Raw genomic sequence first — 13,114 nt, 5'->3', positions numbered from 1 at the left:
ATTATTGGGTTTCAACTTAGCCTTAAGGTATCTGCCATGGACAAATTATCCCCAAGTAATCAAACGTCAGCAGTTAAATCAGGCTCGCCGGCCTTAGCGCATTATGAAGAAAAAATCTTGGCTGCCAATCTCTGGCAACGATCAGAATTGTCTGCGCGCGACAGGAGCGTTATTACCCTTGCCGTGGTGATCTCCCGTAATCATCTCGCAGAACAACTCAGCCAATTTACTCTCGCCCTGAATAACGGCGTAAAGCCTGAGGAGATCTCAGAAATCATTGCCCATTTAGCTTTTTACTCCGGTTGGGGCAATGCCAAAGCCGCCGCAGTAATGGCAGCGGAACTATTTGCCACTAAAGGTATTAATGGCTCAGCATTACCCGCTGGTAACATTATTCCCTTACCCCTTGACCAACAGGCAGAGGAACAGCGGGCGCAATATGTCAGTAGTCAGTTCGCGGCGGTCTCTCCCGGGGTAGTAAAATTTACCACCGAGGCGGTTTTTAACGATCTCTGGTTACGACCGGATCTGGCCCCGCGTGACCGGAGTCTGGTTACCGTCAGTGCATTAGTGGCAAATGGTCAGGTCGCGCAAATTCCTTTCCATCTGAACAAGGCAATGGATAACGGACTAACACAGCAGCAGGCAGGGGAAGCATTAACCCAGTTAGCCTTCTATGCCGGTTGGCCAAATGTCTTCTCGGCATTACCGATATTCAAACAGGTATTTGCATCACGGTAGTTATAATTGTGGTGAGGATGATCGAACTCCCCGCAGGTACTCAGTCGCCAGATTTGGGAAGATAAGAGAGATAACCTGCTACCCCGCCCTTGCCACCATCCTTGGGATGATTAATGCCATCTATAACTTTGACAGGAGAGAAATCAAAGGGCGATACCTCGGCTATGCAGGCCACGTTGACGCCATATTCCTGAGGATTGGAGCGACGTTGATGGAAGGTATAAATGCCACATACGGAGCAGAAGTAATGGGCGGCTTCACCGCTATTAAAGCGGTATTCGCTAAGCTTGTCTTTACCCCGGGTGATATCAATATTCGCGGCAAATGCCACCACCGCGCCGCGCATCCGGCAAAAGGAGCAGTTGCAGCGCAAAACGGTATTAAAGCCATCGATAAGATCAACGTTAAATGCGACAGCACCACAATGGCACTGAGCCGATAATTTATTTGCCATAACAATCTCCAGAAAAGTGTTGGGTCGCGAGTGGGGTAAGCCCTGTTTTGCCGGTCAGAAATAACCGTCCTGTCTTTGGACGGCTTAGCTATAACACCATTCAAAGCCTTCGTCTTTGCGGCTTATATAACCTGCCGAGCTTTGGGCAAAGTGAGAGCTGAACCACAGGGCCTGATGGTCAGCGGCCCAGCCCAAAGCTAAACGCCGCTGGGCTTCGGCTTGCTCGGCGTTGGCACAAAAACGCGAGGCTAAATGTGGCTGCTTTACCTGGATTTCATTGTGCATCAGGTCGCCGCTAAAAAAGGCATATTTCCCGGCGCTGTGCAGAATGATGGAGGCATGATGCTCAGTGTGACCGGGTGTTGGTTTATAGCGTAACACCCCGGCAAATTCGGGCTCGCGGCTGACATCGATGGTGTCTAACAGCCCGGCTTCAATGATCGGTGTCAGGCTGTCGGCCATAATGTTTTGCCGTGCCGGATCTTGTTGCCAACTGGCCAAATCGCGATGCGAACAGTGATAACGGGCATTTTTAAACAGCGGCTGCCATTTCCCATCCTGCCAATGAGTGTTCCAGCCAACGTGATCACCATGCAAATGGGTCATTAACACCAGATCCACGCGGTCCGGGTCAACACCCGCCTCGCGCAAGCGCTGCTCATAAGGGGTATTCAATTGATGAAAAAGCGGCGCGCCCGGACGGTTGCGACCATTACCGGTTGCAGTATCAATCACGATCAGTTTTTCTGGCGTACGCACAAGCCAACTGTGCATGGAAAGGACGATATTTTCAGGCACATCAGCACTCAACGACTGGTCGGGGAACAGCGTGGCAGTAAGGTAAGATGCCTCTATTTCAAGGACCTTAAACACCTCACAATCTCCAATCTGATAACTAATCATCTTTTCCATTTTCACCTTAAAAACAGTAGATTAAAATAAAAACCACTACCAGCGACACTTTGTTGCTCTGACTAATACCGAGATCTTTTTAAGCCGAATGTGAGGGTTAGTCAACTTTAGTTTAAAGTTAGATGTTGGCGTTCCGGCCCCCTGTAACAGGTAACAGCCTTGCGGATATAGAATTGCCATTATTTTATCTTTTGATTTTTCGCAATTTTCGGGTGGTACTGAGGGGATCAGAAAATATTACCCTGGATTTACAAATATTATCTCCGCACCTCCCCTTGCGTTCCAGGAATAAAATAAAGACAATGTCAGTGCATAAATAACGCACTTTTAAATTCGACACAATAAAATATAAGGGAATATTAATATGGAGCAAATACAAAGTCTGATTGTCGCCCTTGGGCAATGCATCCCTGAATTAAACACTGACTCTATGCAGGCAAGCCTTCCGGAAAATAGTCAACAACTCACCGTGTTGACGTGGATGTACAACCATCTCAGTGAACAAGGTTTAATAAGCTATGAGGAATGGAACGAATATAGTGGTTATATCCCTAAATTAAAGCCGTTATCTAACTTGGCAATATCTGAGGATCCAGCCGATTTTATTTTCTCACTTATTGAAGATATCGATTGCTCGGTAGACAGCATTGACCCCTTTGAGATGCCCCATCTCATGCCATGGCTTGAACATATCAATTTTTATCTACGGCCCTATAGAATAAGGTTGGTTAATCTACTACCTTTTGAAAACGCCTATATATTCTGCGTACGCGACGATGAAGCATCATTGCAAAAATTAGATTCATGTCTGCAATCATTCGACATGGCCCTGAATTTCCGGGATGCCATGGATCAACAACAAGTTTCAGCCCATATCGAATCCCTGATTGCCGAATAATATCCTATTTTACATAGTGAATCTCAAGGGCTTTGAATTTATGGGGTATAACTGCCTGTTTTTGTCATGCTCAAGCGGTAACACAAACAGGTTCGTAAAGGAACGGGCTGGCAGAAAACAACGCCAATGGCGGAATAAAATTCGGATCCAGCCGCCATCCGGCGTGGTTATCGCGGATAAGACGCGCAACCGCACAGGTTCGCCATGAATCGTTACTTTCGTGCTCAAAACGAATAGCCACATTGAAGCGGGCAACAGCCATGGATTCTTGTTCATCGCCAAAAGCATCCTCCACACTGCTCCACTCTTCGCGGTAGCGTAACGGCCGGTCAGAAGTGGCCGCATCCTGCTGGACATTGCAATACCGGCCTGCATAACGGTAAAGCAATCACCACCGTGACCCGGTCAAGAGCAGCAAGCATGCCTCCAGCCTTTATCGTGGTGCTACCGACTCGAGGCAAGCAACAAGAAAATCAAATTGATGATTTTTAAGCATGATATGTTCAGCACGGAGATCGCGACCGGTATTTTTGGCGATATCTTCAGCCAACCCGCGAAAACCATCTTCCAGCATATACTCGGTCATATTGATTGCCCCGGTTCCATTAATAAAATGAAATAACGCAACAGGAAGTAATTTTAAACCCAGCGTTCCCTGCTGTTCTGCAACCCGGCTATTTTTGATCTTGTTCAGCAAACTGATAGCATCTTGAATGGTGAAAACACGTCTGGATTGCATCTCGGCGTCAATCGTTTCAGTAAACCATCTGATCATCGACTGATTACAACCGATATCCTCTGCGGCTATCTTTGCCCGATCTGCTTGCTCACTGGCAGCCACTTCAACTGATTTTTCGTTGCTAATCCTCAGCAAGATCTCAGTAACCGGGATCCCCTTTTTACTTAACGCGTCAATAACCACCGGCGGCAAGGTCTTCTCGCTATGGCTGTCGCTAGATTCATCCAGCATAGTAAGGAAATCAATTATGCCATTGATACCATAGAAGTAATCATCCAAATATGCTTTCGCCATATTATGGATCCTTTCTATATCATTCCGGGATAAAAACAGCGTTCCTTTACTATCAACGTTAGCATGGCGATGCAAAAATCTTTCAAAACCAGATACTTTGCTTTTTATAAGATCGCTGATGGTCGCCGGTAAAGACAAGCATTCATCCTTTGCTGTTCGGAGTAGAATGTCTTTGATAAAATCGATAGCACCACTCAGATCCTTAACATTTGTCGCTTTTACGTTGTGATATAACGTAATTAAATAATTTCTATCGAGCAAAATTTTTCTTACTTTACTCGTCCTTACCGGTGGTGCACCAATTCTGGTCGCTGAACCATAGCGCTCCATAAATGAATCGGCGAAATTTTCCGATTCTAACTCGCCGTACTTCTGCAAAAATGAGTCAATTTCAGGGAGAAACTCGCGCAACTTGCCAACAAGCTCTTCCGGCAGCGATCTTTTATCGCGGCTTTGCATCTCACTTATTATGCGCAAAATATCGTTTTCAACGCTTCTCAATCTATCATCACGCCCAATCTGCTGCTCCTTATTATCTACGGCGGTATTATCAGGCTGGACGGTAACTTTGGATTTACCAAATTGTTTTAGCCCTCTTTCTCCCATAGAAGCACCAACATCCCCAATAACCCCTTCTTTAATGTATCCTCCCTGAGTAAGGTCATTCAGCACTTCATCATGTTTAAGAATTTTGGTTATCATGATAGGAATGCTAACGCCGATGCTGGCATTGATGACCATGTCGGTTAAAATACTTTTTGGCATGCCACTTCGAATGGCGTTTCTTTCTTCTTCGCTGTCGCTGAGAATATATTTTGTCACATCATTTAATAATGTCAGCCCGGCGGAATTCGTCATTCCCAGCGCATTGGACATCAATACCCCACCAGGCATATAAGGGCCAAGGGCTACGCCAGTAAGGAAAAAAGCACGGTCAATCATGTAGTTGTTAACAAATTCACGATTAGTCGCCAGCCGACTATTCATATCATCATGCATCCTCCTGAAGGATAATTCAGTGATAACACTTCCCAGGTTATTATCTGTTGTCAGCATTTTGGCTTTATCTGCGACGGAAATCAGTTCAAGCGGAATTTTATAGCTGCTTTTACGCCCGACCCCAATAGCATCGGAAGCGGCGTTTAGCTGACTATTGTCGATGATGCGCTGGAATAATCTGTCCCGTTGCCCCGGCTCCCGATAACTATACTGGCCATTATTGTTCATTTTACTGACCAGGAATTTCTGGGCCTGATCATCAGGCCGCGCGCCCTCGAGGGTATAGCTGAATTGATGCCACTCCCCAAGTTGATCCCAGACAATATAATCATCACCATCACGGAGTGCAGCCACGTCAGATAACTGGACGCCACGTATAGCCACAACCTGCGCATCGGCTTTACCCGCAACAAAATCGCTGAGCAGTTTTTTTATGTTCATGGTGGGGGGCGGATTACTGTCCATGATTTCTTTCGCTCTGGTTTTTAACAACAAACCGTTCACACAGCTCATTCTTTCTCGCGAATGATCTTTGGTTTTTTCAAACTCATTATTAAATTTTTTTAATATCCGGTCGGGTAAAGCCATCTGGCTTTTTAACGGCAAAGAGTCGCGGCCACTGAGTTTTGCACTGACATTGGGAATGATGGCCTTGCGGAAGGCTTCTGAGGTATGAGTTTCATGCTCGACGATATTCTCTCCGCGTCCTGTCGCATGCGGCTGCCAGCGCTCATAACCATCCCAGGCAACGAGAAAGGTTTTGTATCCGTCGGGAACATTCCCCATATACAAGTCAATCAGCTTAACCAGTTTGGTTACAGGACCGCTTGCCGCCGTCGGCATACGCAGTGGAACCAGACTATCCGGAGAGGTTAGCGTCCCTTTCTCACTGTCGGGAAAACTGTTAAGGATCTGCTGAATATGATCACGAACAAAATTCAGCGGATCAAATTTTATCAGGTCATTAATGTGCTTTTTAAATATTACCGGTAATTCTTCAGCTATCGCTTTTGCTGTTTCTTTTCTTACTTCCAAAGCGCTGACGTCAAACGGGATGTTTGCCGGTTTCAACAAAGCGGCGGCAACGCGCCTTTTGCGCAACAGTTTATCCGGATTATCCAGAATACGTTGTACCTCTTCGCGGAAAATATCGTTATCAAGATCGACTCGGTAGCGCTCTCCCTGTTGTAACTTCGTGCCGAGGCGCTTAAGCATGTTCTGCCAGGCAGTATCGACCACATCATCCGTTAAATTAATCCCGCGGGTAATACCGTCTTTTCCTGTATAGCGGAACATGGTTCCCGCTCTGGCCATCCGGGTCTGCCGATCACCGGCTATATCCCCTGCAAACGGCTCCTCTCTGATAGCCGGATTCACCGCTGCCGATAGCCCTGCCCCGGTAGCGGCGGCGAACAGTACCGGCAGCGCCTGCTTCAGCCATTTCTGCCACTCGACACCCTGACTATTCAGCGGCTCGGTCGTTTTCTCATATATACCCGCGTACGATGGGCTAAGGCGCACGACCTGCGGGCCACTTTCGCCGTTTTCGTCGGTTGCGATGCTGCTTTGTATCAACGGGCGCATCATGTCGCCACTCTCTTTCAGGTTTGGCAGTCCCTCTCCAGACAGCAGCAGAAACAACACCGGCAATAGTGCCCCGGCGGCGGCCCCCGTAGCCAGTTGACCTGCAGAGATGTCTCTTTCTACCACAAACCAACCCTGGGCTTTTTCCCTGGCGGTCAGTACCACCTCTCTGGTGAACAGTTCTTTCAGTTGGTTTGCTGACCAGCGCACAACATCCGCCAGGTTGTCGGAAGTGGCATTTCTTACCAGCGCGGCAAGCTCGGCTCTTGCACTGACCAGACTTGGCTTCTCACTGGTTGCCAGCCGCGCCAGAACTTCGGCGGCAAAATGTTGCAATGACCGCACATCCGTTAGCTTAAGTTCGATCGGCAGAGCATCGAGGATTTTACTGATGCTTTCCAGCGACGTGCGCATCACTGCAGCCAGCGGCACCCCTTCCGCGACCATGCTTTCCCGCACCGCCTGATGAAACTGCTCCTGCACCCTGTGGAGCTGCCTCTGCTCTTCATCCGACAGTCCCTTCAGCGCATCCGCCAGCTTTAGGGTATCCAGTGCAACCTGCGCAGAAGTCAGGTCACCCTCCAGGCATTCTCTGGCATTATCTGACAACCCGCTCGCCAGGAGCGTCGCGCGCATAGCGTCCAGCTCTGCCTGTAACAGCTCGCTGCGCACCACTTCGACACCCGCCTTCTTTTGCAGCGCCACCAACGTATCCTGCAAAACCGCCACCTTTTTTTGCCGCGCTTGCTGCGTTTCCAGCGACACCACTGAGTGGCTGTTACGCAAGATGTCATCCTGCTGTTTCAACTGGTCACGCAGTTCATCGCGCAATGCCTGACGCTCATGGAGGTTCTCGACACGAATTTCTTGCCAGGCTTCGCACAGTGCCGGGATATAAGGCAGGATTTTGGCCATCTCACGCAGGGTAACGCTATCGCCCGCGTACATTTTTAACGCCTCGCTCAGTGGCTCCAGCAGTTTTCTCGCCTGAACACTGTCCTCCTGTTGAATGGCGCTGTTGATTTCCAACATCACGCGAGGTTCCAGCACTGCATGGATTAGCACTTTATCCACCGCCGTCAGTTTGGCCTGATCCGCCTGGGCATAGGCTTTTAGCCATTCTGCCGTATTGCCTTTGATCGGCACATGGTTACCGCCCAAGCTTTTGATCGCCACAGCCACGGCGGCGAGCATAGTTTCAATGGTGGCGTTTTCGTAATCCCTGGGGTGAGTCTTTATATCTTCACGGAAAAAAGTGATGACATCGCGATAAAACCTGACCGGATCATGGATCGACTGCCCTGCGGAATAGGGACTCTTCCAAAAAGCGTGACCTTTTTTAACCGCCAACGCGGTGACACTGGCAGCATCCGCCACTACCCCGTAAGTCTTCCGCAACACCTGGGCACCGACTTTCTTAACGGTTTTGCTGACATCCACCAGCTTCAGGGCCTCCCGCGCCTTGCTGGTATTGCCGGTCGCCGTCAACAGAGATAACAGGTCAGCAAGCATGGTGCCGTCTTTCAAATAGTTACCGAGCGTTCCCAGATTATCATTGAGATTAATATTGACGCGGTCGTAGAGTTTGAAGGTTTGCAACAGCTGTATGAACGTCGCGAGCCGCTCCGTCACGCTGCCACTATCAAACAGGCGGACCAGCGTCTTGGCATGTTGCAGCAAATTAGCCTGCATACACTCCGCCTCCTCGCCGTCAAAATTCAGGGTAGCCATAAGCCAGTTTTTGTCGGCACCGGCTAGCGTGCTACGTACTGATTCATTGAGCAGCACCGCCTTCAGCCACAGTAAACAGGCGGCCTTATTCTCCTTCCCCGGCCAGGCAGCTACCCCTGCCACCTGCAATTTTCCTTCCTGCGCGGCCAGGGCGATTTTTTCAGCAATTCTCAACGGCAAAGCGACCTGCTGCGGTAACACTTTCTCTGCCAGTTGATCGGCCAGGTCTCGGTCGCTGATCTCATGGCAGTTCCACAGCTGTAACAGTCTTGCCATCTCCGTCAGCGAAGCCAGTGCATTGCAGGCAGATGGTAGCCCTGGGATACCTTCTAGTTTTACCGATAACGCTTTCAGGGTATCGGCCGACAATCCCTGGTGTAATACATCCGCCACGTCGCAGAGAATATCGGCCGTTCGCAAGGCAAGGGATCCGGGATTGACAAGCTGCAAGAGGTTGCGCGCACTATTTAGCGCCGTTGTCAGCGCCTTAAGGCGGTCGGTGAAACTGCCGTCGTCGGAGTAAAGCGCCGCACGGGTATTTCTGATTAAGGTGATAATCGGTGTAAATGTCTCGGCGGTGCTTTTATCAATGCCGGTGAGCTTGAGGACTGTTTCAAGAAGAATATCGAGGGCCAACTGGCGGCCCCCCTGCTTTAAGACATCCTGCAATGCCTGGGTAACAGGTTCCACCATGTTCCGTTCTGCCGCGTTCTCCACCTCAACAATAGTGACAGTTGCTGATGTCACCATACCGGCGACAAACTGCTTTAACTTGTTCGCCTGTTCTTGCGTGAGGTGTTCAGTTTCGTGCGGCAAAGATAACCCGGAGGCCTGCAGCAACGCGTTACTAAATGCTTTATTCAGCAACGCATCATTTAGCAGTCGTTTAAAAGACGCGTCCTGCCACCACTCGTTGCCCTGCGCCATTTTGTGGTGCAGTTGCTGCAGGATCTGGGAATTAAGGGGTTCAGATGATGTGCTATGCGCACCGGCACGGTAATTGGCCAATACGCTGTTCACAGCATTAAGAGCAAGGTATTGAGTAAAAGTTGAGCTGGAAGGGGATCGCATGGTTACAACCTGTAATATTCACACACTAGTTAACGCTAATGGTTACAGGCATGGGCTGCTGCTGCTTTGGCTTTTTGGCAGAGTTCTTACGGATTTGGCATAACGGATCCCGATTTCACCTTGTATTGACTAAGCTGGCACGCAGGTGTTATTCGTCAAAAATATATTCAATGCCATTCTCTGTCAGGTCAAATGCATAGATCTTTCTCAGCCAGCAAGTCGGTGAAGAGAGTACCCCATCGGCATTGCAAAACTCAGCATGTGTACAATTTTTTATTACTCACTTTTCATCACCATTTTCTGCAGTAACTGCACCAGGATTTGCTGCTCCTCTGCCGAAAGGCGGTTGAGAAATTTACTGTCCACCTCGTTTGCCGCTGGGCGGCCACGATTTAGTGCCTCTTCACCTGCGCCAGTCAGGGAAATAAACCTTCGCCGCCGATCGTGGATCCCCGGTTTTCTCACCAACAGTCCGCGTTTTTCCATACGCATCAACATCTCGGCCAGCGTGGCTTTCGTGCTGATCGCCACATCGATTAAGTCTGCCTGTTCAATATCAGGCCGATCGGCCACGGCACAAAGCACGGAGTATTGCTGCTTGGTAAGTTCGGGCAGTGTTTTCTGCCACTGGGCTGTATGTTCCTGAAACAGTCGACGCATCAGGTGAAAAGGTAAACTTGCAAGATGGGTGCGCATAAAATGGCCTTGGTTAATGGTGATGGCATAAGGCATGGCTGGCCAACGGCAAGGATACTGTAAAACGCTACCAGGTTAAAATTTTACTCCTGCGCATACAAACTATTTTGTTCGCTCACGAACAAATAATGATCTCGTCACTTGTTTGTCCGCTACGAAGAGATTAGGCTCCTGATACAGTTCGTGTACGAACAAAATGATTAACAGGAGGATAAAACATGGCTTTTGATGATCTACGCAGTTTCCTCAAGACGCTGGAAGAGCAAGGACAACTGCTTAACATTAGTGAAGAAGTGCAGGCAGAGCCTGATATTGCCGCCGCGGCCAATGCAACTGGCCGTATTGGCGAAGGCGCACCGGCAATTTCCTTTACCAATGTTAAAGGGTTTACTGACGCCCATATTGTTATGAATACCATAGGTTCCTGGCAGAACCATGCCATATCCATGGGACTGCCGGCCAACACCTCGGTTAAACAGCAGATAGATGAATTTATCCGCCGCTGGGATAACTTCCCCGTGGCTCCAGAACGGCGAGAACACCCTGCCTGGGCAGAAAATGTGTTGGATAATGATGATATTAATCTGTTCGAGATCCTGCCGCTGTTTCGGTTAAATGATGGCGACGGTGGCTTCTATCTGGATAAAGCCTGTGTGGTATCGCGGGATCCCACCGACCCACAGCACTTCGGCAAGCAGAACGTCGGTATTTATCGCATGGAGGTGAAAGGTAAACGCAAGCTGGGGTTACAGCCGGTGCCCATGCATGACATTGCGCTACACCTGCACAAAGCCGAGGAACGAGGTGAAGATCTACCGATTGCCATTACCCTGGGTAACGATCCTATTATTACGCTAATGGGTGCCACACCGCTCAAATATGACCAGTCCGAATATGAGATGGCCGGTGCACTGCGCGAAAGCCCCTATCCTATTGCTACCGCGCCCTTGACCGGTTTTGATGTGCCCTGGGGTTCCGAAGTGATCCTTGAAGGGGTGATTGAGGGACGCAAGCGCGAAATCGAGGGGCCTTTCGGTGAATTTACCGGTCACTACTCCGGCGGTCGCAATATGGCGGTAGTGCGTATCGACAAAGTATCCTACCGTACAAAACCCATTTTTGAATCCCTCTATCTCGGGATGCCCTGGACCGAAATTGATTATCTGATTGGGCCAGCCACTTGTGTGCCGCTTTATCAGCAACTCAAGGCCGAATTTCCGGAGGTGCAAGCAGTGAATGCCATGTATACCCATGGTCTGCTGGCTATTATCTCCACCAAAAAACGCTATGGCGGTTTTGCCCGTGCTGTCGGTCTGCGCGCCATGACCACTCCTCACGGATTAGGCTATGTCAAAATGGTCATTATGGTGGATGAAGATGTCGATCCCTTCAACCTGCCGCAGGTGATGTGGGCCTTGTCTTCCAAGGTCAATCCGGCGGGTGATCTGGTACAACTGCCGAATATGTCGGTGCTGGAACTGGACCCGGGTTCAAGCCCGGCGGGTATTACCGACAAGTTGATTATTGACGCCACGACGCCGGTCGCCCCTGACAAGCGCGGCCATTATAGCCAACCGGTAAAAGACCTGCCCGAAACGGCGCTATGGGTAGCAAAACTGACGGCATTATTGGCTAACCGTAATTAGGAGAAACAGATGATTTGCCCACGTTGTGCAGATGAACATATTGAAGTCATGGCCAAGTCCCCGGTGAAAGATGTCTGGACTGTCTACCAGTGTCAGCACTGCCTCTATACCTGGCGTGATAGCGAACCCTTGCGTCGCACCAGCCGCGAGCACTATCCAGAAGCCTTCCGGATGACGCAAAAGGACATTGATGAAGCTCCGGAAGTGCCTGCCATTCCGCCACTTCTTGCTCAGGATTAAGAAGTAGTTAAATGAGGCTACCAGGGACGGTGGCCTTGCAGATAGGGTGAATTAACACTTTTGCGGAGATAAGGGTTGTAGTCATCGGCCAAGGGCAACAATGGCGACTTTTCAGTGGAGAGTATAAGCTGATTAAGATCAGAATACTTACCCAGTCCTGAGCGCTCTCACTGCACATGACTATCCTGTAAGGATTTCACCAATGAGAATACCTGACTACCCAAATCCTGATATTCACCAATGGGCCGCTGTCGATGATTACTTTGGCCGCCTACTTGCCCCGCAAGATACCGCTTTTGAACAAATTCTCCAGTGCAACAAAAAAGCACAGTTGCCAGTACACGACGTATCAGCGGTACAAGGCAAGTTCCTGGCGCTATTAGTACAATTAACTAAAGCCAGCAGGGTATTGGAAATTGGCACATTAGGTGGCTATAGCACGGCCTGGATGGCGAAGGCACTGCCGGCAGAGGGTATTATCACAACATTGGAAATAAACCCTGACCACGCGAAAGTTGCCCGGGAGAACTGGCGTAATGCGCAGCTTGATAAGCAGATCGATCTACATATTGGCAGCGCTCTGGATATATTGCCGACATTAAATGGCCCATTTGATTTGGTGTTTATTGATGCAGATAAACCCAATAACCCACGCTATCTGGAATGGGCCATAAAGTTATCACGGCCCGGTACGCTGATAATTGGGGATAATGTCGTCCGAGGCGGTGGAGTGATCGACAGCGATAGTTCAGATTTAAGTGTTAAAGGAGTACGTGAGTTTATGAGTTTGATGGCGGCAGACCCGCGTTTAGAAAGTACAGCCCTTCAGACTGTCGGAGAGAAAGGATGGGACGGGTTTTCAATATCGATAGTGAAAAATCAATAAGTATTTTAACGGTAGCCAGCGGTCCACTAGAGGCAGGAGCTAACACTGCGGGCGCGTAAGGATATGGCGACATCGCAGGTATTAGCCTTGAAATATCCCCTCGACTCCAGGTTAATTTTTCTTCGTCATCAATTGCAAAACATTGCCTTTAAGCTCGATAACACGTGCCTTATCTGGATCAAGATCATCGCGGTCGCCCCTCCTGACTTTGCCAGCCCCTGCC

10 protein-coding genes are annotated in these 13,114 nt (G+C 49.3%); 5 read left to right on the top strand and 5 right to left on the bottom strand.

Annotated elements, in window-relative coordinates; genetic code table 11:
• Positions 1-36: 36 nt before the first annotated feature.
• Positions 37-741, top strand: coding sequence for a carboxymuconolactone decarboxylase family protein (locus GW590_RS06745; RefSeq protein WP_169402263.1), 705 nt, complete (start codon positions 37-39; stop codon positions 739-741).
• A 40-nt stretch (positions 742-781) separates the two neighbouring features.
• Here the strand turns inward: GW590_RS06745 and GW590_RS06740 are convergent, their stop codons facing one another.
• The gene (locus GW590_RS06740) at positions 782-1,195 is read right to left on the bottom strand and encodes a GFA family protein (RefSeq protein WP_169402262.1); all 414 of its coding nucleotides are present in this window, start codon (positions 1,193-1,195) and stop codon (positions 782-784) included.
• 84 nt (positions 1,196-1,279) lie between these two features.
• Entirely contained in the window at positions 1,280-2,107 is an 828-nt protein-coding gene (locus tag GW590_RS06735; RefSeq protein ID WP_169402261.1) for an MBL fold metallo-hydrolase, read from the bottom strand.
• Positions 2,108-2,471: 364 nt separating this feature from the next.
• Here GW590_RS06735 and GW590_RS06730 point away from each other — a divergent pair, with 364 nt between their 5' ends.
• The gene (locus GW590_RS06730) at positions 2,472-3,005 is read left to right on the top strand and encodes a hypothetical protein (protein ID WP_169402260.1); all 534 of its coding nucleotides are present in this window, start codon (positions 2,472-2,474) and stop codon (positions 3,003-3,005) included.
• Between the two features lie 70 nt (positions 3,006-3,075).
• Here GW590_RS06730 and tssK read toward each other — a convergent pair whose 3' ends face one another.
• The 3 genes from tssK to GW590_RS06715 form a co-directional block, all read right to left on the bottom strand.
• Positions 3,076-3,393 carry a type VI secretion system baseplate subunit TssK gene (tssK, locus tag GW590_RS06725; protein WP_235955873.1) on the bottom strand — a complete coding sequence of 106 codons (318 nt, stop codon included), beginning with the start codon at positions 3,391-3,393 and terminating at the stop codon, positions 3,076-3,078.
• Positions 3,394-3,438: 45 nt separating this feature from the next.
• Positions 3,439-9,423 (bottom strand): hypothetical protein, encoded by a 5,985-nt coding sequence (locus GW590_RS06720; RefSeq protein WP_169402259.1) that lies wholly within the window; start codon positions 9,421-9,423, stop codon positions 3,439-3,441.
• 276 nt (positions 9,424-9,699) lie between these two features.
• Positions 9,700-10,119, bottom strand: a complete 420-nt coding sequence (locus GW590_RS06715; RefSeq protein ID WP_169402258.1) for a MarR family winged helix-turn-helix transcriptional regulator — start codon at positions 10,117-10,119, stop codon at positions 9,700-9,702.
• 218 nt (positions 10,120-10,337) lie between these two features.
• Here GW590_RS06715 and GW590_RS06710 point away from each other — a divergent pair, with 218 nt between their 5' ends.
• The 3 genes from GW590_RS06710 (at position 10,338) to GW590_RS06700 (ending at position 12,891) form a co-directional block, all read left to right on the top strand.
• Positions 10,338-11,765: a non-oxidative hydroxyarylic acid decarboxylases subunit C gene (locus GW590_RS06710; RefSeq protein WP_169402257.1), complete on the top strand. Its 1,428-nt coding sequence runs from the start codon at positions 10,338-10,340 to the stop codon at positions 11,763-11,765.
• Between the two features lie 9 nt (positions 11,766-11,774).
• Complete coding sequence (locus GW590_RS06705) at positions 11,775-12,005, top strand: non-oxidative hydroxyarylic acid decarboxylases subunit D (protein ID WP_169402256.1); 231 nt, start codon at positions 11,775-11,777, stop codon at positions 12,003-12,005.
• A gap of 202 nt (positions 12,006-12,207) precedes the next feature.
• Positions 12,208-12,891 (top strand): O-methyltransferase, encoded by a 684-nt coding sequence (locus GW590_RS06700; RefSeq protein WP_169402255.1) that lies wholly within the window; start codon positions 12,208-12,210, stop codon positions 12,889-12,891.
• The last annotated feature ends 223 nt before the right edge of the window (positions 12,892-13,114 follow it).

The sequence above is a fragment of the Rouxiella aceris genome (assembly GCF_012933545.1).
Lineage (GTDB): Bacteria > Pseudomonadota > Gammaproteobacteria > Enterobacterales > Enterobacteriaceae > Rouxiella > Rouxiella aceris.
Note: the sequence above shows the minus strand (reverse complement) of the source record. Positions and strands in the feature narration are given on the sequence as shown.

Bases quoted from the DNA above. Each gene is read 5' to 3' on its own strand.
- GW590_RS06745 (WP_169402263.1), top strand. From the start codon at position 37: ATGGACAAATTATCCCCAAGTAATCAAACGTCAGCAGTTAAATCAGGC.
- GW590_RS06740 (WP_169402262.1), bottom strand. From the start codon at position 1,195: ATGGCAAATAAATTATCGGCTCAGTGCCATTGTGGTGCTGTCGCATTT.
- GW590_RS06735 (WP_169402261.1), bottom strand. From the start codon at position 2,107: ATGGAAAAGATGATTAGTTATCAGATTGGAGATTGTGAGGTGTTTAAG.
- GW590_RS06730 (WP_169402260.1), top strand. From the start codon at position 2,472: ATGGAGCAAATACAAAGTCTGATTGTCGCCCTTGGGCAATGCATCCCT.
- GW590_RS06720 (WP_169402259.1), bottom strand. From the start codon at position 9,423: ATGCGATCCCCTTCCAGCTCAACTTTTACTCAATACCTTGCTCTTAAT.
- GW590_RS06715 (WP_169402258.1), bottom strand. From the start codon at position 10,119: ATGCGCACCCATCTTGCAAGTTTACCTTTTCACCTGATGCGTCGACTG.
- GW590_RS06710 (WP_169402257.1), top strand. From the start codon at position 10,338: ATGGCTTTTGATGATCTACGCAGTTTCCTCAAGACGCTGGAAGAGCAA.
- GW590_RS06705 (WP_169402256.1), top strand. From the start codon at position 11,775: ATGATTTGCCCACGTTGTGCAGATGAACATATTGAAGTCATGGCCAAG.
- GW590_RS06700 (WP_169402255.1), top strand. From the start codon at position 12,208: ATGAGAATACCTGACTACCCAAATCCTGATATTCACCAATGGGCCGCT.